Raw genomic sequence first — 25,526 nt, forward strand, 5'->3', positions numbered from 1 at the left:
ATTTTAAATATTAAGGGTATCCTTAAAGATGGATACTTTATGGAAGTTACCTAAGGAATTAATAGAGGTGCAACTTATGATTTTTAGTTTTGATGATAATGACATTAAAGATTTACTAGGAGATATAGTTTATAATACAGGTCTTGATATGTATTACAGAAATAAGGTAAGGAAAATTGATGTTTTAGAGGATTCACAAAATACGTTTTCTGTTATTTCTACAGTGGAGTCAGCTTATGATCTAAAAGATTATAAGGTAAATATTTTAACAAATAGGAGAAATGGGGCTATGTATTCTAGCTGCAACTGTTTGGATTTCACTGAATATGGAAAATGTAAGCATATTGCGGCTGTATTCATAAAGATTAATAGAGAAGGTACTACGCAAAAAAGTAGAATGAGAGAATTACTTAAAGATGATGGCTCAGAGCTACTAAATTATTATAGGCAAGAATCAAAGGATAACTATAAAGCAAATGAACTTATTAATATGGAAGCATTAATAGAAATTAACGATGATTTCTATAAACCATATGCATTAGAACTTAAGGTAGGCCTTGAGAGACTTTATGTGGTTAAAAATTTAAAGGAATTTATAGAAAGTGTGTTTTTAAATGAACAGTCAATTTATTTTGGAAAAGGATTTGAATTTTATCCTAAAACTCAATATTTTTCAAAAGAAGATTATGATGTTCTTTTACTGATTAAAGAAATATATGATAATAATAATCACGTAAATACCAATATGTATGTGAATAAATCAATATTTTTTAGTGGTAAGAGAGCCTATTTAACAGAGTCACAGTTAATTAGATTTTTAAGGTTAAAAAGTGGATTGAAAATAAATGCTATTCTTAAAGGAAAAGATTACAAAAGTATAAATGTATTCACTAAGGATATACCACTTAATTTTAATATTTCTATGACTGATGATGTATTAAGCTTAAAGTTAAATGAGGGTATTCCAGAATCCGTAGATAGAAAAAACAAGATATATATGTATAAGGGGGATTTATACCTACCTTCTAAAGAGCAGATAAAATCACTTATGCCTATATACAAAACTATGAAAAAACAGGGTAGTAACAATATAAACTTTAAAAAGAGCGAAATTAGTGAGGTAGCAACTTATATTATACCGAAACTTAGATTTATAAGTGAAAGCATAATAGCAGATGAAAGCTTAGAAAGTATTATAAAAGAAGAGGCTTTAGAAATTAGTTTTTATTTAGATAAAGACAAAGACTATGTAAGCTGTGATATAGTTTTTAAATATGGAGATACCTCATTTAATTTAAAAGATAAGGATCAAGATAACAAGGCTATTGTGGTTATAAGAAAACTTAATGAAGAAAATATTGCGCTTAGAACATTAGAGGATATGGGGTTTGAAAAGGAAAATAATAAATATTACTTAAAAGACGAAGATATGATAATAGATTTTGTAGCCCAAGGAATAGAAAATATAAATTCACTTGGTGAAGTTTATTACTCAGATAGCTTTAAAAATATTCAGGTAATGTCATCTAAGAGTTTCAAGTCTTCTATATCACTAAATAATGCAAATTTATTAGAGTTTGACTTTGAAGTAGAAGGCATGGATAAATCAGAACTTAAAAGCTTATTTAATTCATTAAAACAAAGAAAGAAATATTATAAGCTTAAAAGTGGTGATATTCTTCCATTAAATTCAGGAGAAATTCACGATTTTAATTTATTAATGCAAACCTTAGATATTGATGCAGATAAATTATCTAAAGGTAAGGTTATATTACCTAAATATGCGTCCCTTTATATAGATGAAAATATAAAGGTTAATAATCTTAATTTTATTTCGAAAAATAAAACCTTTGAAGATTTAGTAAATGCTATGAAAGATATAAAAAATTCGAATTATGAATTACCAAAAGGAATAACAGGTAACCTAAGAGATTATCAAAAAATAGGATTTAAGTGGTTTAAGACTCTTTCATACTGTGATTTTGGTGGTATTTTAGGAGATGAAATGGGGCTTGGGAAAACCTTTCAAGCTATAAGCTATATTGCATCAGAAAAGGAAGAGGGGGCACTTAATACTCCAGCTTTAATAGTATGTCCTACATCTTTAGTATATAATTGGCTTAGTGAATTTGAAAAGTTTGCACCAAATCTTCAAATACTTGTAGTTTCCGGTAGCAAAAACGAAAGGCTAATTCAAAGAGAAGGATTATTAGAATATGATGTAATTATAACTTCATATCCACTTATAAGAAGAGATATAGAGGAATACAACGACATAATATTTAGTATATGTATTTTAGATGAAGCACAGCAAATCAAAAACCCATCATCTTTAAATGCACAGTCCGTTAAGGAATTAAAGGCACAAAAAAGGTTTGCATTAACAGGAACACCAATTGAAAATTCACTAACAGAACTTTGGTCAATTTTTGACTTTATTATGCCAGGATATTTAAAGACTCAAGGAAGATTTTCAAAGAAATTTGAAATACCTATAGTAAAAGATAAAGATGAGATAGTATTAAACGAACTATTAAAGCTTATAAGACCTTTTATATTAAGAAGGTTTAAAAGAGATGTGGCTTTAGAACTTCCAGAAAAGATAGAGCATAAAGTAATAGTAGATATGACAGAAGAGCAAAAGAAGCTTTATGTTTCTTATGTGACCTCCTTTAAGGAAGAAATAAAAGAAGAAATAAAAGAAAAAGGCTTTAATAGAAGTAAGATTAAGATACTTTCTTTGCTTACAAGGCTAAGACAGATTTGTTGTGACCCTTCAAGCTTTTTAGATAATTATACTGGAGATAGTGGGAAATATATTACCTTAGATGAAATATTAGAGGAAAGTCTTTCAAATGGTCATAGAGTTCTGCTATTTTCTCAGTTTACTACAATCTTAAAAAGTATAAAAGAAAGATTAGACAAAAGTAATATAAAATCTATGTATTTAGATGGATCTGTACCATCTAAAAAGAGAATGGGCATGGTTAATGAGTTTAATGAGGGAGATGCACAGGTATTTTTAATATCATTAAAAGCAGGGGGAACTGGGCTCAATCTTACAGGAGCGGATTTAGTAATACACTTTGATCCTTGGTGGAATCCAGCAGTAGAGGATCAAGCTGTAGATAGGGCCCATAGAATAGGCCAAACAAAAACTGTAGAAGTAATAAAACTAATAACAAAGGGAACCATAGAAGAAAAAATTTATGATCTTCAGGAAAAGAAAAAAGAAATAATAAAAAGTGTTCTTGATGGAGAAAACCATGATAAAGTACTCTTAAGTACTATGACAGAAGAAGATATGGAAAACTTGTTTAAAATCTAATTTTAATATGAGGAGGATAAAACATGAAAGAAATAGTCCTTTGTGGAGGATGTTTTTGGGGTATAGAAGCATACATGTTAAAAATAAAAGGTGTAATGGAAACAAAGGTTGGATATGCAAATGGGGATAGAGTAAATCCAACTTATGAAGAAGTTTGCACAAAAATCACAGGTCATGCAGAGGCTTGTCTAGTAAAGTACGATGAAAGTATTATAACATTAGAAGAGCTTTTAAATAGATTCTGGTCTATAATAGATCCAACTATAAGGGATAGACAAGGAAATGATAAAGGAACTCAATATAGAACTGGAATATATTATTTAGATGAGAAAGATTTAGACACAATACTAAAGACTAAAGATAAACAACAAGAAAAGTATGAAGCAGATATAGTTACTGAAATAGAACCTCTTAAATGCTTTTATGATGCAGAAGAGTATCATCAAAAGTATTTAAAGAAAAATCCAGGTGGATATTGTCACATCAATTTAGATTTTTAAATCATTTTTAACTATATAAAAACCAGCTAATCTTTAAATAAGGTTAGCTGTTTTTTATATGGATATATCTTATTTATTTTCAAATATTATATCTTGTATATCACTACACATTTTCCATACATTTGCCCCTTGGTTAGACATTATAGCTATTGTCATATCATTTTCTGGATAATACTTTAGTATATTTGCAACGCCTACATTTATTCCATCCTTACCATAGGATAGGGAGTTATATTTTTTATTAAAAAATGAATCAAGTCCATAACATTGAATATAGCGAACAATTTCATTATCTTCTACTAATATTCGATCTTTAAATATTTCCTTAGTTAATTTAGGTGACAATAAATATCCATCCTTTAATGCATGTATAAATTTATCTAAATCCTCTACTGTGGTGTATGCTCCACTATCTGGGGACCCTATTGGTGGATATGAGAAGATATTTTTTCTCCAACCAATAAATTCTCCATTTTCATTTTCAATCATTCCATAACCCTCAGCAATATTTTCAAATATGCCATCGAAAGAACAAAATTCAGTATTTGCCATGTTAGCAACTTTAAATACATTCTCAACTATATAATCTATATATTTCATACAAGTAACCTTTTCAATAGCTAAACCAAGTAATATAAATCCCACATTATTGTATCTATGACCTTCTCCAGGTTTGAAGTTTGGTTCTTTATGAATAAAATTTGGTAGAAAATCAACAGTTTCTCGAGTAGTATAGCATGGTTTATCCTTCCAAATATCTTCATAGTCTTCATTAGCTTCCTCATCAGCATCATCAGCGATACCAGAAGTATGAGTTAATAAGTGGTGTATTGTTACTTCGTTTGAAATAGTTGTTTCACCAATATCTATAATATCAAGTATTTTGTCACTTAAATTTAGTTTACCACTATCAACTAGTTGCAAAATGGCAACAGTAGTAAAAAGTTTTGTTATTGAGGCTGTGTCAAATTTAGTAGTTAAGGTATTCTCAATTTTATATCCTTTATGAGCATACCCTTTTGCTCCACCATAAATTATTTCATTCCCAATCTTCACAAATCCTACTCCTGAAAAGTAATGATTTTTTGTATAATCCTCAAATAAGTTTTCTATATTACTTTTAAAATGTCTATATTTCATAATATAATCCTTTTTTATTATAGCTAGTATAACATCATCGGGAAACTGACCCTTCATAATAGTTCTTTCTCTAAAAATACCTTCTTTGGTAAAGTTAGATTTCTTTAAAGCTTTTACAGAAGCATTGTTACCAAGAGTTACAGTAGCCTCTATTCTGTTAAGGTTCATAATCTCAAACCCAAATGTTACTAAAGTCTTTATAGCTTCAGTTGCATATCCTTTATTCCATTCCTTGCGATTAAATCCATAGCCTATCTCACTTCTTATTGAATCATTATCAAAATCCCCTAAGTAGCAATAACCAATGAGCTTATTATCATCCTTTTTTATAATCCCCCAGGTAATCTCTTCTCTATCTTGAAATTCATCCTTGTAACGCTTTATTATAGAAAGAGCATCATCCATAGTAGCAATTGGTTTATACCAATCATATTTAGCCACCCTAGGGTCACTGTAAATTTTAAATATATCTTCTACATCATTTGAATTTACCTCCCTGAATATTAATCTTTCAGATTCCAATTCTGGAAATATGTCAAAACAAGACTTGTTGATTTTCATTTCCCTGGTAACATCCTTATTTGTCATTTATTATCACACTCCTTAATATTTCATGTACATGGAGCTACAGGATTATCTATAGCCTTGCTTAATTATAAGGTTTTAGCGTACTAAGATAAAAGATAAAGAACTTTTCTGTATTGTTTTCTACATCAAGTGATTCTTAGACTCAGGTGGAGTTTGCTTATAAGGAATACATCCTCTCTATCTGAGTCTTAGAAGAACTTATCCAGGGGCGTAGCAGCCGTCATCCCCCACATTGAAGAGGATAGGGGTGTTACGGATGGTAGCCATCGGATAAAAAAGCTACCACCTGTTATAAGAGAAGTAGCTTTCATCTTAGTTCTATTTATTTTTTGAATACACAATTTTTTTAATACTGTCAACGGAAAGGAAAAATTCTTCAGCTAAATTTAGAAATGTCTGTCCATTATTATGCTTGATTTTTATATCTTCATTTCTCTTTTTTATATAATCACGTGTTCCGGAAGTTTCTCCCCACTTTTTCCGTGTGTCCCCTCTAGATGGAATATATATGTATTCACCATTAATATACTTTTGAATTTCTTCAATTAAACTATCTGGTAAAACGGTTTGAACATTTACATATTTCACAAGACTCAGCCCCTTAAATCTTTATTTTAAATTAAGGAAATAAAGCCTGTGTTATATATGAATTTTTATTAAGGATACATCTAAACAAAGTAAGCTTATATTTAAGTTGCCTTTTTCATAATGTTTAAAGGCAACTACACATTATATCCCTACGCAAAGTATTGCCATAAGTCATACATACAGACCTTGCATAGAGTACCTTTAGGTTTTCAGCACTTTTAAATTTGTTTATCATAATTATCTCACCTCCCAAAAATAGCTCTTTATTTTAAATTATATAATGAATAGCTAAAGATGGCAATGATACAATTATTAGTTAAAAGTAATTGAAAATTACATAGGGGTTATATGTCATGGGAAAGGTTTAATGGGGAAAAAGAAAAATAATACAAATGTTTACACCACGTGACATTATGTGATAAAATACAACAATAGCATTATATAAAATTGCCTAATTGCTAACAAAATCATATAAATTTAATTAAAATTAAACTTAAATTCAAAAAAATATACAAATAATGGTTGACGAATAGTGCTAAATAAATATTATTGGGGGAGATACTATGTTTAATAATTTAAAGGTAAGAGGAAAGATACTTTTATTGTCTGTATCAATGACTTTATTATGTTGTATTATTGGGTTTGTTGGTTATCATTATATATCTAAAGCAAATAAAGATATAGAATCATTATATTCTGAAAACTTAATTCCAGTTCAATATATAAATGACAACAGGAACCAATCAAGAGCTATAGAAGCAGATATATATTACATCATATTACATAAGGATGATAAAAATCTACAGAATGAAAAAATAAAGGATATAGAAAGAAGAGCTAATATATTTGAAGAAAACTGGAAAAGCTATAAGGAGAGTACTATAGATGAATTCGAAAAAAGTAGAGTTACTAGTGTTGAAAGTAGCCTTGAAAAATATGTAAAAGGAAGAGACCAGGTCATAAAGCTTGCATTGGAAGGTAATTCAGATGAAGCATTATCAAAATATCATGAGATAGAAGCTACATCAAATGAATTTCAAGATAAGTTAAATGAAATTTCAGTGTATAATAGTGATATGGCTAAAAAGACTATTGATTTAAATGAAGCAGAGTTTCAAAGCTCTATAAGAATATTTCAATTAATTATGGTAATTAGTATAGCTATATCCATTATACTTACTTTAATTATTTCTAACTCTATTACAAAACCTTTAGGGGTAAGTGTAGAATACCTAGATAAAATAGCAACAGGCGACTTTTCTACAGAGCTTCCTGAAATATTTAATAAAAGAAAAGATGAAATTGGTACTATGGGAAAATCTATGGGTATTATGAGGGAGTCTTTAAAGAACTTGATGGTAATTTTAAAAGTGCAGTCTGATGATATAGAGGGTATAGTTAATAGTACATTAAAAAATGTAAATGATCTTAATACTAACATTGAAGAGGTTTCAGCAACTACAGAGGAACTTTCAGCTGGGATGGAAGAAACAGCAGCATCCTCTGAAGAAATGAATGCATCTTCATTAGAAATAGAAAGAGTAGTTCAATCTATCGCAAGTAGAGCCCAAGACGGAGCAGTTTCAGCTGGAGAAATAAATAAAAGAGCAATTGATATAAAAAGAGAAGTTATAGAATCACAGAAAAAAGTATTAGGTGTATTCGAAAATAATAAAGAAACCTTAGAAAAGGCAATAGAAAATTCAACAGTTGTAAAGCAAATAGATATATTATCAGAATCAATCATGCAAATAACTTCTCAAACTAACCTTTTAGCTTTAAATGCAGCTATAGAAGCAGCCAGAGCAGGTGAGGCTGGAAGAGGATTTTCTGTAGTTGCAGAAGAAATAAGGAAACTTGCAGAACAATCAAAAGATACAGTAATTGAAATACAAAGCATAACACATAAGGTTACTAAGTCAGTAAATGATCTAGCAGATAGTTCTAATGAATTACTTCAGTTTGTTTCTGTAGATGTTCAAGACGATTATAAACGTATGCTAGGTGTAGCGGAACTGTATAGTGAAGACGCTAATTTAATAGATGAGTTAGTAACAGAGTTTAGTTCAACCTCTGAAGAATTATTAGCATCTACAGAGGAAATTATAAAAACTATAGAGCAAGTAGCTCAAGCTTCCAATGAAGGTGCTGAAGGTACAGGTAATATTGCTGAAAGAGTAATGAATATAACTCAAAAGTCCTTAGATATAACAAAGGAAGCAGAAAACTCAAAAGAAATTGCAGAGAAACTAAAAATAGAAGTAGATAAATTTAAAATCTAAATTAAGCTACTTTAAATAAGTGATTCAAGAAAGAGTCTATATCGGTTAAAGGGTATAGACTCTTTTAATTTAACAAAATATATAGGATAATAGGATATAAAAGATACAGTTTTCACTATTATCAAATAAGATTAAAGTAAAAGAGCGTATGAGAATTTCAAATGTAAAAGCAAATGGAGTATAATAAGGACAGGAAGACTAATTATAAATTAGTAAAAGGAGGATAAAAATGAGAAAGTTAAACTTAGATGAATTTACTAAATACAAGTTTTTATCAAATGTTGATTTATCGTCTAATGGTAAATTTGCTTGCTTTGTTATGCATGAATCAAATGTAGAGGATAATAAGTATTCATCCAATCTATGGTTATATAATGTAGAGAGTGGTGAGTATAGGAAACTCACTTCATTTGATAAGGAATCTAATTTCATATGGTTAGAAGATGGAGAAAACATATTATTTTCAAGTGTTAGAGATGAGAAGGATAAGGAAAAGTTAAAAGATGGCGAGGCTTTTACTCAATTTTATAAGATAAATATTTATGGAGGAGAGGCTGAAAAGTTCTTTAGAATACCTCTAAGAGTAGGAAGCATTAAAGAAGCTAGGGAAGATAAATTTATATTTGCAGCGGAATATGACCCAATGCAATTTAATTTAGATGGATTAAGTGATGAAGAAAAGTCAAAGGAATTAAAGAAAAGAAAAGAAGAAAAGGACTATCAGGTAATAGATGAAATTCCATTTTGGAGTAATGGTAGCGGATTTACTAACAAAAAGAGGGACAGGTTATATATTTATGATATAGGAAGTAATAAGTGTAAAGCGATAACTGAAGAGACAAGTACTGTTGGAAGTTTTAATTTAAATAAAAATAAATCAAAGGTAGTATTTGTTGCAAATGAATTTAAAGATATGTTATCAATGATAGATAATGTTTATACCTATGATATTGAAAGTAAAAATACAGATAAGCTAACAAAAGACGAAAAGTTTGCTTATTCGTATGTAAACTTTATGAAGGATGATACTATTGTTTTAATGGGAAGTGACATGAAAAAGTACGGTATAAATGAAAATGCTAAATTTTATAAAATCAATACTAAAACTAAAAAATGTATTTGTATAACACCTGATTTCGAAACTAGCACCTGGAATTCTGTAGGTTCTGATGCTAGGTATGGAGGAGGATCGGGATTTAAAAAATATAAAGATCATTTATATTTTATAACAACAGAAGGATACAGTTCTCATTTAAATAGAATAGATTTAGAAGGAAACATAGAAAAGATCATAGAAACTAATGGTTCTGTAGATAGTTATACAGTAAATGGAGAAGAAATATTATTTATTGGATTAAGAGATTTAAAGCTTCAAGAACTATATAGTTTAAGAGACAAAAAAGAAGTACAATTAACTGATTTTAATGGATGGGTTAATAAAGAAATAAGCCTTTCTAAAATTGAAAGGTTAGCAGTAGAAACAGAAGATGGAGTTATAATAGATGGATGGGTACTAAAGCCTGTAGATTTTGATGAAAAGAAAAAGTATCCTGCTATACTTGATATTCATGGGGGGCCTAAAACTGTTTACGGTGAAGTGTTCTACCATGAGATGCAATACTTTGCGAGTGAAGGGTATTTCGTGTTTTTCTGTAATCCAAGAGGAAGCGATGGAAAAGGAAATGAATTTTCAGACATAAGAGGTAAGTATGGCACCATTGATTATGATGACTTAATGAAGTTTACTGATGAAGTTTTAAATAAATATGAAAGCATAGATAAAGATAGAGTTGGTGTAACTGGTGGGTCTTATGGTGGATTTATGACTAACTGGATAATAGGCCATACAGATAGATTTAAAGCAGCAGCCTCTCAAAGAAGTATATCTAACTGGATATCAAAATTTGGTACTACAGATATAGGATACTACTTTGTAGATGACCAGCAAAGTGGTACACCTTGGAATAATGCTGATAAATTATGGTGGCACTCTCCACTTAAATATGCAGATAAAGTTAAGACACCAACATTATTTATTCATTCTGATGAGGATTATAGATGTTGGATGGCTGAGGCACTTCAGATGTTTAGTGCACTTAAATATCATGGGGTAGATTCAAGAATGTGCTTATTTAAAGGAGAAAATCATGAATTAAGCAGAAGTGGAAAGCCAACGCACAGGATGAGAAGGCTTCAAGAAATAACAAACTGGTTTGATCATTATTTAAAGTAAGAGTAACTAATAAAATAATATGAATAATAAAAAGGTATCTGCTACAATGCAGATGCCTTTTACTTTATAATGATTTTTTATGATAAATTATAATTATTCAATAAAAAAACATGGTATAATATATTAAAATATGTATTTTAGAGGTAATCATGGAGAAGGTGTTTTATTATTGTTTTTTAATAGGAATAATTTATTCTGTTTTATCAGTAATATTAGGAGGAATATTTGATATATTTAATATTGGTGGCAGTATTGATTTAAACTTTGAATTTCCATTTATATCCTTAATGAAACCCGCAGTATTAGCAGTTTTCTCAACAGTATTTGGAGGTATGGGGCTTATAGGTATAAGAAGTGGGTGGAAATATACTATTTTAATTGCCACGGTTCTAGGAATATGTTCAGCGATTTTTATATGGAGGTTTGTTATAGTTAATTTATTAAAAGCTGAAAATACTAGTTCGGTAAAAAGAAAAGACCTTATAGGGTCAGAAGCCTTTGTTATAGAAACTATTTTAGAAGGAAAGGTAGGATCTATAACTTATGTAGCTAATGGAAATAAGTATTCATCTCCAGCTAGATGCATTAAGGCTACTAAAATACCTGTAGGGGAAAAGGTTATTATAAAGGAAATCAAGGAAAATACATTTTTTGTTATGACCTTTGAGGTACAAAATCAATCTAAATAAAAAGGGGGAAAGTTTGTGGAAAATTATATACCGCAAATAATGATAGGGGTAATTATACTAATAGTTCTTGGAATAATACTTTCAATGTGGAAGAAGGTTCCTCAAGACAAGGCTATAGTAGTTACAGGACTTAAGAAAAGGGTAATCTCAGGAGGCGGAGGAATAGTAATTCCTATATTAGAAAGAACAGATAAAATATCCTTAGAAAATATGAAAATTGAAGTTAGAATAGGTAATGCACTTACAGGTCAAGGTGTTGGAATAAGCGCAGATGGAGTTTCAGTGATAAAGGTTAAATCTGATCATGAGTCTGTACTTTCAGCTGTAGAGCAATTTAACACTGGAAATGAAGATAAAACAATAGCTATAATTAAAGACACATCTAAAGATGTGCTTGAAGGTAAGCTTAGAGAAATAGTATCTAAGATGACTATAGAAGAGATCTATAAGGATAGAGAAATGTTTGCAGCTAGAGTTCAAGAGGTTGCTGCTATAGACTTAGATCAAATGGGGCTTGAGATAAAGACCTTTACTATAAGAGATATTTCAGATGAAAACGGATATCTTAAAGCCTTAGGTAAGGGGAGAATTGCTGAAGTTAAAAGAGATGCTGAAATAGCTGAAGCAGAAGCTCAAAAAGAAACTAAAATAAGAACATCAGAAGCCTTTAGAGCAGGAGAAGCAGCAAGACTTATAGCTGAAACCTCTGTTGCTGAATCTGTAAAAAATAAAGAACTTAAAGTTCAATCTTATAGAAAAGATCAAGAAACTTCTAAAGCTATGGCTGATTTAGCTTATGAAATAGAAGGTAACAAGGTAAAAAAGGAAGTTACAGAAACAGAAATGATGGTTCAAATAATTAGAAAGCAAAAAGAGATAGAACTAGCAGAACAAGAATCTTTAAGAAAAGAAAAGGAATTAGAAGCTACAGTAAAAAGGTCATCAGAAGCAGATAAATATCAAGCTATACAAGAAGCTCAGGCTAAATCAGAAACCATAAAGCTAGAAGGCCAAGCTAAATCAGAGGCTATGAGGCTAGAAGGTATGGCAAAAGTAGATATTATAAGAGAAACAGGTAAGGCAGAAGCAGAAGCTATGATGAAAAAAGCAGAGGCATTTAAACAATATAGTGAAGCGGCCGTACTTCAAATGGTAGTAGAAAAGTTACCGGAGTTAGCAAGAGCCATAGCAGAGCCACTATCTAAAACAGAAAAGATAGTAATAATAGATGGTGGAAAAGGAGAAAACGGGGGGGGAGCTTCAAGAGTTACAGGTTATGTTACAGATATAATGACTAAGGTTCCCGAAACTGTAAAGGCTACTACGGGAATAGACTTACTAAGCATCCTTCAAGGTATAGGGAAAAAGGAAGATGCAAAACAAACTGAAGAAAGTTATAGTAAGGTCATAGAAACAAATACTATAAACGAACAGGATATAGAAGGATAATTTTAAGATAGACCTGTGAAAATCAGGTCTATTTTTGTATTAAAAGCTACAGGTACTAACTTTATCAAGTGATTCTTAGACTCAGGTGGAGTTTGCTTATAAGGAATACACCTCTCCATATGAGTCTTAGAAGAACTTATCCAGGGGCGTAGCAGCCGTCATCCCCCACCTTGAAGAGGAGAGGGGGTGTTACGGATGGTAGCCATCGGATAAAAATAGAGGAGGAATAATATTATGGGAAAAGAAATAATAAAATTAGTAAAGAACAAAAAGACCACTATAATTGCTTTTGTAATAATTATATTAGTTTCTATAGGCGTAATTGGAGGTCTATTTATAGAAAATAAACATAATGTAACTACTTTGAAGGGAAAAAACAATGTGGCTGAAGAAACTTCTATAGAAAAGGAATCTCCTGTTGAAGAAGCAAAGATAAATGATAAAGAAGAGGAATTAAAAGTAGAGTCTCAGTTTATTAAAAAAGATTTTACAGGGAAAACCATTACAGAAGTTAATCTTAGAAAGGCACCAAATGATGACATTGAATATACAATAGGGGAAAAAAGTATACTACAGGTATTTGGTGAGCAAGATGGATGGTATAAAATTAAACATAAAGAAAAGGAAGGGTGGGTAAGTGCTAAGTACATAGAAGAATATACTGAAGAAGATAAGAAGAAAGATGACGAAGAGAAGAAAAAGGATGAAAAAATAGCCAGCAATATAAGAGTTACCAATAAGTCAAATGATAACGTTACTGTAACTAGTAATTCAAGTGAAGAATATAAAAAGGGATTCAAGCACCAAGCATTTTCAAATTCAAGACAAGTAATTTTAGTTACTGCAAAAGGAATGGGAACAAGCTATTGCAATATAAAGTTTTATGAAAAAAGTGGTGAAGACTGGAAGGTAATAACTGAAACTTCAGGAAGACTTGGAAGTAATGGATTAGCGTATATATCTAATAGGAAACAGTCTACCGATAAGACTCCAGCTGGGGTGTTAAATATAATCTCAGCTTTTGGAGTTGCAAATAACCCAGGATCAAGATATTTTTATACTAAAGTAACTGATGAAATGTATTGGGATTTAAATAGCGGTAGCTCTACATATAATAGACTCATATATAACAATCCAGGTGGTGATTATGAACATTTAGCAAGCTATCCAAATCAGTACAAGTATGCTTTAGTTACAGATTATAACAATGGGCAAGTGCAAGATAAAGGTGGAGCAATATTTTTACACTGCAATGGGAATGGAGCTACAGGGGGATGCGTATCTATGGATGAAACATCAATGCGTGAGATCATAACAAGGGTAGATCCAAGTGGAAATCCAAAAATATTAATAATACCAAACTCTGACTTAGGAAGTTACTGGAATTGATTTAAGGTCAAACGTCTTAAAATAAATATGTGATATGGATACAAGAATTATTATCAGAACAAATATAAAAATTATTATGAATATCATTTATAGTGGTATTAAGTTTTTATTTATAAGGGGGATGATGATTTGAACAAAAAGTCAATAGATTTAGGTAAAGGATCTGTAGGAAAGATTTTGTTAAGACTAGCTTTACCAGCTATTTTGGCTCAACTTGTAAATGTTTTGTATAACATAGTAGATAGAATTTTTATAGGCAGAATGCCTAGTGGTGATATAGCCATGGCAGGTGTTGGAATAGCTTTTCCAATTATCATGCTAGTATCAGCATTTAGCGCACTTATAGGTATGGGTGGAGCTCCACTTGCAGCTATTAAAATGGGTGAAGGTGATAATGAAGGAGCAGAAAAGATAATGGGAAATAGTTTTTCTATGTTATTAATATTAGGAACTATTTTAACTATATTGTTTATGATATTTAAAGAGCCTATACTTTGGGCTTTTGGCGCCAGTGAAGCAACTATTAACTTTGCTTTAGATTATTTAAACTTATATCTTATAGGTACCATATTTGTCCAAATAGCACTAGGAATGAACCCTTTTATATATACCCAGGGGTTTGCTAAAATTGGTATGTCTACAGTAATAACAGGAGCGGTTATAAATATAATCTTAGATCCTATATTTATATTTGTATTTGATATGGGGGTTAAAGGAGCAGCTTTAGCCACTATAATTGCTCAAATTGTTTCAGCTTTATGGGTATTGCATTTTTTGATTGGACATAAAAGCATAATTAAAATTAAGCGGAAGTATTTGGTTCCAGATTTCAATATAGTTTTATCTATTATGGCTCTAGGTGTCTCTCCATTTATAATGCATTCTACTGAAAGCGTAGTTTTAATAGCTTTAAATAATAAGGTTCAAATGTATGGTGGAGACCTAGCTGTAGGAGCTATGACTATAATGAGCAGTATTATGCAAATAATAACACTCCCTATAATAGGCCTATCTCAAGGGGCACAACCTATTATAAGTTACAATTATGGAGCAGGAAATTTACATAGAGTAAAGAAAACTTTTAAGATATTATTTATAAATTGCATAACTTATACCATAATTATGTGGGCATTACTAATGTTATTTCCAAAAGTTTTCGTATCTATATTTAATAATAAACCAGAGCTTTTGCAAATTACATCTATGAGTATAAGAATATTCTTTTCAGGAATTTTGTTGTTTGGTGCTCAAATAGCTTGCCAGCAAACATTTCTTGCATTAGGGCAAGCAAAAATATCTTTAATTATGGCGTTACTTAGAAAGGTTGTGCTATTAATACCACTTATATTAATACTTCCTATGTTTTTTGAAAATAAACTTAAAGCTGTGTTATTAGCTGAACCTATAGCAGATGTTTTAGCAGCAATAACAACAAGTATATGTTTCTACATATTCTATAAAAAAAATCTAGTAGATAATACAAGTACAATGTTTGATGCTGAAATTGAAGTAGAAGTGGATAATTAGAATTTATTTTTTAGTTATATCATAAACATAATTATTTAATTCTTAAACCATAGTTATGGTTTCAAAAAAGCATATTAAAGATTATATACATATTTAGCTGGATAATAACACTTGTTAAAAATAAGGGCAAAAATTTATGCACCTTAAAGAAAAAGTATGTTAGAATTGATATATTAATTCAAGGTTTTTTGGATAAATATTTCATAAATAGGAGAGATACATTAATGGAAGTAGAAATTTTAACCGACAGTACAAGTTATATACCTAAAGGTATTCTAAATAAATTAGGTATAAATATGGTATCCTTAAATATAATATTTGAGGATAAAAGTTATAAAGAAAGCGACATGAAAAATGAAGACTTTTATAATATAATGCAGGAAAAAGGAATACCAACGTCTTCACAACCTAGTGTTAATGATATGTATGATCAAATGAAGAAGGTCGTGGAAAAAGGGAATAGTCTTTTATGCATATTTTTATCTTCTCATATGAGTGGAACATTTTCTACAGCTAATATGGTTAAAGATATGATCTTAGAAGAGTATAAGGATGCAAAGATAGATATATTAGACTCTGAGTCTAACTCCATGCAACTTGGATTTGCGGTAATTGTAGCTGCAAGAGCTGCGAAAGAGGGAAAATCATTAGAAGAAGTTAAGAATATTGCAAAAGATAATATTAAAAGAAGTAGATTTTTGTTTATACCTGATAATCTTGAGTATTTAAGAAAAGGTGGACGAATTGGCGGGGCTAGTAGTCTTATAGGAAATATGTTTAAGATAATACCTGTTTTAACTGTGAAAAATGGTAAGACCGAGGTATTAACTAAAATAAGAACTAAAAAGAAGGCTCTATTAACATTAGTAGATAAGATGGTTCAGGATATTAGCAAATATGAAATTGGAGAAGTAGTTGTACATCATATAAATTGCAAAGATGATGCAGTTAAATTAGCTCATATAATAAAAGAAAAGATAAATATAGATATAGATATATGTGACATAGGACCTGTAATAGGAATGCATGTAGGACCTAGGGCTATGGGTATAGTTTATTACACTAAAAAGGATATGAAATAAACCTTTAAAATACTACTATTAAATAATATGGAGTAATTTCACACATAATATTTAATAGTATAAGAGGAGGAATTTTAGTTGTCTAACGCAGAACATATATTACAATGTTTATTAGAAAATTTAGATGAAGGAATTCATATAGTAGACTCTGATGGAAGGACTATATATTATAATAGTGTTATGAGCAAGGTTGAAGGAATAGATCCAAGGAAGGTTTTAGGAAAAAAGGTAAACGAATATTTAAAAGAGGTAAAAGATCATGACTCTACCATAATGAGGGCACTAAAAAACGGTGAAAAGATTGTAGATTTGATACAACATTATGATAGTGGTCATAAGAAAAAGGTCACAACTATAAATACAACAATACCTGTAATTGTAGATAATAAAACTATTTGTGTAATGGAAATAGCAAAAGATACAACTCAATTAGAAGAACTTACAGAAAAGATATATAGACTACAAAACTTAGAAGAAAACAATATAAAGCACTATAGCTTTGAAGATATATACGGAAATAACGCGGCTATGAAAGATGCAATAGAAAAGGCTAAAAGATCTAGTAAATCAAATTCCACTGTGCTAATATATGCAGAAACTGGAGCAGGTAAAGAAGTGTTTTCTCAGAGTATTCATTATGGTAGTTTAAGAAAGAACAAGCCTTTTATAGCTATAAATTGTGCAGCTATACCTGGAACATTACTTGAAGGTATGCTTTTTGGTACAGAAAAAGGTGGATTTACGGGGGCTGAAAATAAAAAGGGGCTATTTGAAGAGGGTAATCATGGTACTATATTGCTAGACGAGGTTAACTCCTTAGAACCATATCTTCAATCTAAACTTTTAAGAGTACTTCAAGAGGAAAAGGTAAGACCTATTGGAAGTAATAAGACTATAGATATTGATGTTAGAATAATAGCCACAATAAATGAAGAACCGGAAAAGCTTATAGAAAGTGGAAAACTTAGAAAAGACTTTTATTATAGGTTAAGTGTAATTAGGATAAATATACCTCCTCTAAGAGAAAGAAAAGAGGATATACCTATATTTATAGAAAAGTTAATTTTAAAATATAACAAGATTTTAAATAAGAATATAAGAGGAATAGATGAAGATATGATAAACAAGCTCTTAAAATACAATTGGCCAGGCAACATAAGAGAGCTTAAAAATGTAATAGAGTCTGCTATAAATATGGCGGAATATAATTCAATTCTCACACAAAAGCACTTCGATAATAGAATAATAAACAAAGATTCAAAGGATACTGATAATGATATTTCTCACGCCACATCTAAAGAAGAGGGTAGGTTTAATCTAGAAGAACACATATCTAATATTGAAAAACAAATAATAAATAAGGTGTTATCTGAAAATGATAATAACATAAGTAAAAGTGCAAAAAAACTAGGTATTTCAAGGCAAACCCTTCAATATAAGATAAAAAAGTATAATATTAATTAAAGTATATTATGTCAAAACTTAAAGTATAATCTACATGCAGAAAAATTTGCTTTATGTGCAAAAAAAAATGCAGCTGATATACAAGGATAAATATACAGAATCTTAAGAAAAAGGAAATGTAATAAATAAGTAATAGCAAAAAAATATGCAAGTAAAGACACCTGTATTTAGGAAATGGCCTAGATACAGGTGTCTTTACTTGGTACAAGAATTGCTATAGTAAATTAAATGGACTAATAAAGTATTTAAAGCTTAAAATATAAAATATGGCAGGTGAAAGATATGATAAAAAAGGGAACCTGGGTTGAAATTGAAGAAGTGGTTTTAGAAGTTAAAGATAGGGCTAGTAATATACCAATTGAAACTAAAGTTACTCCCCTTAAGTGCTGGATACGGGGTAATTGCATGGAGGATTGTGTACTAGGTGAATATGTAGAAGTTAAAACTAATATAGGAAGAATTGCTAAGGGGATAGTTGTAGAGGTAGAGCCAGGATATTATCACACCTTTGGTAAGTATGTAAGTGAGATATCTAACATAGGAATTCAAGCAAAAGAGATGATTAAATAAAATATAATGAGTGAACATATTAATAAATGTAGTGTGGTCTCATTTTAATTTGAAAGTCAATAATATTTTTAAAGGGGGCATAAGTATACAGATGAATAAATATGAAGAGCTTATGGAACGAAAAAATGAAATAATGCTTAAATCTGTAGGAATTAATTTTGAAAAATATGAAACTGGAAATCTTTCCTTTGATTATGAAGGCCTAATGGAAGATGTAGGATATTCATTAAATGAAGTTAGGGATATACAAAGGGAAGTTGGGGTTGGAAACACACCTTTACTAGAACTTAAAAATATAACAAAACTTGCTAGAAAGTGTTCTAAAACTGGAAAGGCAGCTAGAATATTTGTAAAAGATGAAAGTTGTAATCCTTCTGGGAGCTTTAAGGATAGAAGGGCATCAATATCTGTATATGATGCAATGAAAAGAGGATACAAGGGTGTAGGAGCTGCAACTTCAGGAAACTATGGAGCGGCGGTGGCATCTCAAGCTAATATGAGGGGACTTAAATGCATAATAGCTAATGAGTGTTACGACTCAAGAAAAGTTGGACAACCTGAAATATTAGAAAAGGGCAGAAAGTGTGAAGGCTATGGAGCGGAAGTTATTAGACTTACTGTAGGTCCAGAATTATTTTATGCCTATCTAAAAGTACTTGAAGATACAGGATATTATAATGCATCATTATATTCTTCCTATGGGATAGCAGGTATAGAAACCTTAGGAGATGAAATAGCAAAAGAATGTAATGAAAGGTTTGGTAAGTACCCAGAAGCTGTTATAGCAACTCATGCAGGTGGCGGAAATGTAACAGGTACTGCAAGAGGTCTTATTAAGGCAGGAGCCTTAAATACTAAGATAATAGGGGCGTCCGTGGATCTTTCAGGTCTTCACATGGCTTCAGATATAGATTTCAATAAAAAATCCTTCACCACAGGTCATACAGGGTTTGGTATTCCATTTATCACATATCCAGATAGGTCAGACGTTCCAAGAAGTGCTGCAAGACCATTAAGATATCTAGATAGATACGTTACTATAACTCAAGGAGAAGTATTTTGGATGACTGAAATACTCGCTCAAATTGAAGGTCTTGAAAGAGGGCCTGCAGGTAACACATCTCTTTCAGCTGCCTTTTCAATAAGTCAAGAATATGAGGATGACGCTATAATAATTGTTCAAGAAACTGAATATACAGGAGCTGGTAAACACTTAATCCCCCAACTTAATTTTGCAAAGAAAAATGGAATTAAGGTTTTTCTTGGTGATCCAAAAGAGCAAGTTCCAGGGGAAAGTATAGTTATACCTTCCAGTCCATTTTTAGTATCGGTTAAAGATGTAGATATGGATAATATGAGAAATTCTTATATAAAAAATATGATCAAAAGGCTAGGAAAAGATCAGGTAAGAGAAATTGATATAGAATTTTTATCTAAGGAAACTAAGATGTCAAAAAGTGAAGTATCAGAAATATTAAGATCCCACTACATTGAAATAGATTAGGAGGATTAGAATGAAAAGAGAAAACGATTTCAAACAAAGAAGAGAACATTTAAAGGATTTAAATAATGATGAGTTATACGAAAGGTTTTGGAGTCTTACAGAAGATATAGTTAAACCTATGGTAGAACTTGGACATGATTATACATCCCCAGCCATTGAACGGTCTGTGCTTTTAAGGATGGGATTTTCAAGTATTGAAGCAAAACCTATAATTGACTATGGTACAAAGTGGAATCTTCTGTCAAAAGGAATAGGCAATGTAGTTTTAACCTATGGAAGGCTTCGTGATATTCCTTATCTTAAAGCAGGAGAAGAGCTATCTAAAGGCATAGGGTGGGATATGGTTTTAAAAGAGATGAAGGGAGGGGAGAGATAATGGTAGAAAGGTTAGAAGAAAATAAAAAGCTTAATATTGAAGAAATCTTAAAGGATTTAGATAAATATGAGCCAAAGTGGAGAGGATGGCATTGGAGAGAAGAAGTAGAGGATGGAAAGGTTGGAGAGTTTAATTACAAAGAAATATCAGCTCCTTTGAAAAAAAGTCATCCACTTCCAGCTGCAAGAAGTTTTGAAGGTATAGATCCACAACCAAGGGCTGTTATTACAACAGAAATTGCTTCAGGTAGGTTTGAAGATGATATAAGAAGAATGAGAATGGCTGCTTGGCATGGTGCAGATCATTTAATGGTTATAAGAACTGCAGGACAAAGCCATTTTGATGGATTGATAGAAGGAAGTCCAGAAGGCATAGGGGGAGTACCTATTACAAGAAAGGAAATTCGAGCTACAAGAAAAGCTATAGATTTAATAGAAGAAGAAGTGGGAAGAAAAATTAACTTTCACTCTTATGTATCTGGTGTAGCTGGACCTGATGTAGCTGTTATGTTTGCAGAAGAAGGGGTTAACGGAGCTCATCAAGACCCTCAATACAATGTGCTTTATAGAAATATAAATATGTTTAGATCCTTTGTAGATGCTGCAACAGCAAAGCATATAATGGCTTCTGTAGATATGCTTCAAATAGATGGAGCTCATAATGCCAATGCTACAGCTATGAAGGGATATAACGTAATGCCAGAACTGATGGTTCAACACGCTATAAACTCAAAGTTTTCAGAAATGGTTGGAATAAAACCAGAAAATATAGCACTTTCAACAGTGCCACCAACCTCTGCGCCAGCTCCTTGTATGAGATACGATCTACCTTATGCGGTAGCACTTAGACAGTTCTTTAAAAAATATAAAATGAGAGCTCAAATGAATACTAAATATATAGAATCCTGTGAAAGAGAAGCAACAGTTGGACATACCTTAAACCTTTTAATATCAGAGCTAACATCAGTGGATATTCAAAGTACAATAACCCCTGATGAAGGAAGAAATGTGCCTTGGCATTATAATAATATTCATGCAATAAATACAGCTAAGCAAGCATTTTTAGGTATGGATGGTTTAATGGAAATGATAGAACTTAAAGAAACAGGATATTTACCAGAAAAGGTAAGAGAAATACAAGAAAGAGCTATATTATTTCTTGAAGAAATAATTGAATGTGGTGGATATTTTAAGGCAGTAGATTCTGGATTCTTTATAGACTCAGGTGAGTACCCAGAAAGAAATGGTGATGGTATTTCAAGGAAGATGGATGGTGGAGATGCCGTTAATACCATAATAAAAAGAGACAAGGATTACTTTGCACCGGTTTGCGGACAATTTGGATATAATAATGTGCCACAGCAATATAAAAAGCCCTGTGATGCTATAGAGGAATGTACTTTATGTAACCATTCAAAGATTAAATATATAGATGAATTAGATGATAAGGATAATGTTAAAGAGAGAATGGATAAAGTTAAAGAGGATGGTACAGTAGTTCCAGAAGTTCAATGGTCTAAAGATGGATATGTAAAAATAACATTATGTATTCCAGAAAATGAACAAATAAGTGAAGCAGCAGCTATTGAAATGGGTAGAAGGATGAATCTAAAGGATGTGGAGATTCTTCATAAACAAGTGCTTCAAAGCTCAGAGGGGACACTTGTAGAAATTAAAGGAGTCTGTGATTTTGAACCAGTGAAGCGTAATGAATTAATTCTTCCAAAAAGGAGAAAGACACTTTCAAATGGGGTTATGAAAGATTATGTTAAGACGCATCCAGTAAAGATTGTAGCAGCTACAGTAGGAGAGGATGAACATTCTGTAGGGCTAAGAGAGGTTATAGATATTAAACATGGTGGGGTTGAAAGATTTGGTGTAGAAGCTATCTATCTTGGAACTTCTTGCCCTATAGATAAATTAGTAGAGGCAGCTATAGAATCGAAAGCTGAAGCCATATTGTGTAGCACCATAATTACTCATAACGATGTTCATATAAAAAATATGAAAAAACTTAATGATCTTTGTATTGAAAAGGGTGTAAGAGATAAGCTGATACTTGTTTCAGGGGGCACTCAGGTTACAGATGAAATAGCAAGAGCTAACGGCATGGATGTTGGATTTGGAAGAGGATCAAATGGAACGGATGTAGCATCTTTTATAATTAAAAAGTTAATGGGTGAAGATGTAGATAAAGATGAATAAAGTTTACTTAAAATGGAGGTGTTATTTTGAAGGTTGATTATATAGTTGCTGAAATAGGTAGCACCACTACTTTAGTTACAGCTTTAAATGTAAAAAGGGATAATGAAGGTAAGGTCTATGTAGAGATTCCATTTCAAGGAGAAAGTTGTACTACAGTTTTAGATGGAGATGTTACCATTGGTCTTAAAGATGCAATAAAGCATATTGAAAGAGAAATAAAAGATACATTAACATGGAATAAAATTATAGCTACAAGCAGTGCAGCTGGAGGACTTAAAATAACTGTACATGGACTTATGGAACAGATGACAGTTAAGGCGGCAAGAGAAGCAGCTCTAGGTGCTGGAGGAATAATTAAAATGGTTACCTCAGGTAAGATGAGAAAAAGTGATCTAAAAGCTATAAGAGATATAGATCCCAATATGATAATAATTGCAGGTGGTACAGACTATGGTGAAAGAGAAACAGCACTTTATAATGCTGAACTTATAGGTAAAGAAAACTTTAATAAACCCATAGTGTACTGTGGAAATATAGAAAATAGGGAAGAGATAAAAGAAATATTAAAGCATGAAGAGCTTTATATAATTGATAATGTTTACCCAAGTATAGATGAACTTAATGTGGAGCCTGCAAGAAAAGTGATTCAACAAGCCTTTGAAAAAAATATAATAAAGGCACCTGGAATGAGTAGGATAAAAGAAATGGTAAAGGGCAGCATAATGCCAACACCAGGAGCTGTAATGGAAAGCACAAAGATTTTATATGATATTATAGGAGATATTTTAGTTTTTGATGTAGGGGGAGCAACTACTGATGTTCACTCAGTTACTGAAGGGAGTAGTGTGGTTTTAGATATGCTTATAAATCCTGAGCCAAAGGCTAAGAGAACTGTAGAGGGAGATATCGGAATATTTATAAATAATAAAAATGTAATAGATTTAATGGATATAAGAGATTTAGGTGGTTTAACTAAAGAATATATGAAGGAACATATAAAGGCAATACCTATAGAAAAAGAGGATATAAATGCAAGTATCATGTTAACAAAAAAAGCTATGGATATAGCTATAAATAGACATGCTGGTGTGATAAAGAGAAAGTATGGAGGGGAAAGTGGATTTATAGCTTATGGGAAAGATTTATCAAAGGTTAAATATATAGTAGGAACAGGAGGAGCATTAACTAGGATACAGGGTGGAGAAGAGTTACTAAAAGCTATACGTTACCTAAAAGACGAGGTAACAATGCTCCCAAGAAAAGGTGCTAAGGTGCTTTTAGATAGAGATTATATTATGGCTTGTGCTGGAGTTTTAAGTAAAGAAAATAAAGAGGCAGCTATAGCACTATTAGTCCAAAGTTTAGGCATAGATGAGGATATATCAAATAGATAAATGACTTATAAGATTTTAAAATAATTTCTGATTTAACTTGATTTGATAAAAATAAATAAAAAGGGAGTAGTGTTATGGGAAAAGTTTATCCTTGTTTAGAAGCTGATTTATCAAAGTTAATTCATAATGTTAAAGAAATTGTATCTATATGTGATAAAAAGGATATAAAAGTTACAGCTGTAACTAAGGTGTTCTGTGCCTATAGACCTATTGTAGAGGCTATACTTGAAGGTGGAGTTAATGAACTTGCAGACTCTAGAATATTAAATTTAAAAAAGATGGAAGATTTAAATTGTAAAAAGACCTTGCTTAGAATTCCAATGGTAAGTGAATGTTATGAAGTTGTTAAATATAGCGATATGAGTCTTAACTCAGAGATTGATACAATAAAAAAGTTATCAATGGCTGCGGTAGAATTAAACAAGGTACATGATATTTTACTTATGGTAGACATTGGTGATTTAAGAGAAGGCGTACTAGTAGAAGATGCAATAGACACAGTAAGACAAATAATAACATTAGATAATATAAATTTAGTTGGACTTGGAACTAATGTAACCTGTTATGGAGGACTAATTCCAGATACAGGGAACTTAGGTAAACTTATAAGCCTAAAACATGATATAAAAAACATTTTTAATTTAGATTTATCTATTATATCAGGTGGAAATTCGAGTAGCTTATACATGGTTATAAATGACACAATTCCAAGAGAGGTTAATAATCTTAGGATTGGTGAATCAATAGTGCTTGGAGTGGAGACAGCCTATGGCGAATTAATACCTAATTGTTATAAAGATGCCTTTATACTTAAAAGTGAAATAATTGAACTTAAGTATAAGCCTTCAGTTCCAAAGGGCAATATAGGATTAAATTCTTTTGGAGAGAAACCACAATTTGAAGATAAAGGAATAAGGAAGAGAGCCATCGTGGCACTTGGAAAACAAGATGTAAGAATAGAAGGTTTAACCCCAGTAGATGAAAATATAAGCATATTTGGAGCTAGTAGTGATCATTTAATATTAGATGTAACTGATAGTAAGGAAGACTTAAAGGTGGGTGATATAGTAGAATTTAAATTAAGCTATGGAACCTTATTATCAGCTATGACATCACCATATATAGAAAAGTCTTATAAGGATGAAGAGGTTTATAATTATATTTAAAAGATGCAATAATATTTAAAAAGCAATTATTAATAAAATTATTAATTACTATG

General features: G+C 31.0%; 18 protein-coding genes. 16 read left to right on the forward strand and 2 right to left on the reverse strand.

Translation table 11 applies throughout. The annotated features are described in order from the left end of the window. The first annotated feature begins 28 nt into the window (after window positions 1–28). On the forward strand, window positions 29–3,328 hold the full coding sequence (locus tag BV55_RS0108340) for a DEAD/DEAH box helicase (RefSeq protein WP_242850864.1): 3,300 nt from the start codon (window positions 29–31) through the stop codon (window positions 3,326–3,328). A gap of 23 nt (window positions 3,329–3,351) precedes the next feature. Then, window positions 3,352–3,828 carry a peptide-methionine (S)-S-oxide reductase MsrA gene (gene msrA, locus BV55_RS0108345; RefSeq protein ID WP_029452374.1) on the forward strand — a complete coding sequence of 159 codons (477 nt, stop codon included), beginning with the start codon at window positions 3,352–3,354 and terminating at the stop codon, window positions 3,826–3,828. Between the two features lie 69 nt (window positions 3,829–3,897). On the opposite strand, the gene BV55_RS15345 is transcribed toward msrA, so the two are convergent. Both BV55_RS15345 and BV55_RS0108355 read right to left on the reverse strand, forming a co-directional pair. After that, a complete protein-coding gene (locus BV55_RS15345) occupies window positions 3,898–5,556 on the reverse strand; it encodes a GNAT family N-acetyltransferase (protein WP_084170521.1) in 1,659 nt (552 codons plus the stop codon). A 318-nt stretch (window positions 5,557–5,874) separates the two neighbouring features. Continuing rightward, window positions 5,875–6,144: a CD3324 family protein gene (locus BV55_RS0108355; protein WP_029452376.1), complete on the reverse strand. Its 270-nt coding sequence runs from the start codon at window positions 6,142–6,144 to the stop codon at window positions 5,875–5,877. Window positions 6,145–6,707: 563 nt separating this feature from the next. Here BV55_RS0108355 and BV55_RS0108360 point away from each other — a divergent pair. The 14 genes from BV55_RS0108360 to orr all read left to right on the forward strand — a co-directional run bounded on the left by BV55_RS0108360 (window position 6,708) and on the right by orr (window position 25,473). Beyond that, window positions 6,708–8,426 carry a methyl-accepting chemotaxis protein gene (locus tag BV55_RS0108360; protein ID WP_029452377.1) on the forward strand — a complete coding sequence of 573 codons (1,719 nt, stop codon included), beginning with the start codon at window positions 6,708–6,710 and terminating at the stop codon, window positions 8,424–8,426. A gap of 229 nt (window positions 8,427–8,655) precedes the next feature. Beyond that, window positions 8,656–10,659, forward strand: a complete 2,004-nt coding sequence (locus BV55_RS0108365; RefSeq protein WP_029452378.1) for a S9 family peptidase — start codon at window positions 8,656–8,658, stop codon at window positions 10,657–10,659. Between the two features lie 149 nt (window positions 10,660–10,808). Further along, window positions 10,809–11,348: an NfeD family protein gene (locus BV55_RS0108370; protein ID WP_029452379.1), complete on the forward strand. Its 540-nt coding sequence runs from the start codon at window positions 10,809–10,811 to the stop codon at window positions 11,346–11,348. A gap of 39 nt (window positions 11,349–11,387) precedes the next feature. Then, a complete protein-coding gene (locus tag BV55_RS0108375) occupies window positions 11,388–12,797 on the forward strand; it encodes a flotillin family protein (protein WP_035794669.1) in 1,410 nt (469 codons plus the stop codon). Between the two features lie 234 nt (window positions 12,798–13,031). Next, complete coding sequence (locus tag BV55_RS15135; protein ID WP_051652461.1) at window positions 13,032–14,186, forward strand: SH3 domain-containing protein; 1,155 nt, start codon at window positions 13,032–13,034, stop codon at window positions 14,184–14,186. A gap of 129 nt (window positions 14,187–14,315) precedes the next feature. Beyond that, complete coding sequence (locus BV55_RS0108385) at window positions 14,316–15,713, forward strand: MATE family efflux transporter (RefSeq protein WP_029452382.1); 1,398 nt, start codon at window positions 14,316–14,318, stop codon at window positions 15,711–15,713. Window positions 15,714–15,937: 224 nt separating this feature from the next. Continuing rightward, window positions 15,938–16,795, forward strand: coding sequence for a DegV family protein (locus tag BV55_RS0108390; RefSeq protein ID WP_029452383.1), 858 nt, complete (start codon window positions 15,938–15,940; stop codon window positions 16,793–16,795). Window positions 16,796–16,873: 78 nt separating this feature from the next. After that, window positions 16,874–18,259 carry a sigma-54 interaction domain-containing protein gene (locus tag BV55_RS0108395; protein WP_029452384.1) on the forward strand — a complete coding sequence of 462 codons (1,386 nt, stop codon included), beginning with the start codon at window positions 16,874–16,876 and terminating at the stop codon, window positions 18,257–18,259. 282 nt (window positions 18,260–18,541) lie between these two features. Continuing rightward, on the forward strand, window positions 18,542–18,829 hold the full coding sequence (gene ortA / locus BV55_RS0108400; protein WP_029452385.1) for a 2-amino-4-oxopentanoate thiolase subunit OrtA: 288 nt from the start codon (window positions 18,542–18,544) through the stop codon (window positions 18,827–18,829). Window positions 18,830–18,920: 91 nt separating this feature from the next. Then, entirely contained in the window at window positions 18,921–20,333 is a 1,413-nt protein-coding gene (gene ortB, locus BV55_RS0108405) for a 2-amino-4-oxopentanoate thiolase subunit OrtB (RefSeq protein WP_029452386.1), read from the forward strand. Window positions 20,334–20,343: 10 nt separating this feature from the next. Further along, a complete protein-coding gene (locus BV55_RS0108410) occupies window positions 20,344–20,709 on the forward strand; it encodes an ornithine aminomutase subunit alpha (protein WP_029452387.1) in 366 nt (121 codons plus the stop codon). After that, window positions 20,709–22,913 (forward strand): D-ornithine 4,5-aminomutase subunit OraE, encoded by a 2,205-nt coding sequence (gene oraE / locus BV55_RS0108415; RefSeq protein ID WP_029452388.1) that lies wholly within the window; start codon window positions 20,709–20,711, stop codon window positions 22,911–22,913. The genes BV55_RS0108410 and oraE overlap by 1 nt, the downstream gene beginning before the upstream one ends. Before the next feature lie 26 nt (window positions 22,914–22,939). After that, window positions 22,940–24,307, forward strand: a complete 1,368-nt coding sequence (locus BV55_RS0108420; protein ID WP_029452389.1) for a GlmL-related ornithine degradation protein — start codon at window positions 22,940–22,942, stop codon at window positions 24,305–24,307. 74 nt (window positions 24,308–24,381) lie between these two features. Beyond that, complete coding sequence (orr, locus tag BV55_RS0108425; protein WP_029452390.1) at window positions 24,382–25,473, forward strand: ornithine racemase Orr; 1,092 nt, start codon at window positions 24,382–24,384, stop codon at window positions 25,471–25,473. The last annotated feature ends 53 nt before the right edge of the window (window positions 25,474–25,526 follow it).

It is taken from the genome of Clostridium algidicarnis, from assembly GCF_000703125.1.
In the GTDB taxonomy this organism is placed as follows: domain Bacteria; phylum Bacillota; class Clostridia; order Clostridiales; family Clostridiaceae; genus Clostridium_L; species Clostridium_L algidicarnis.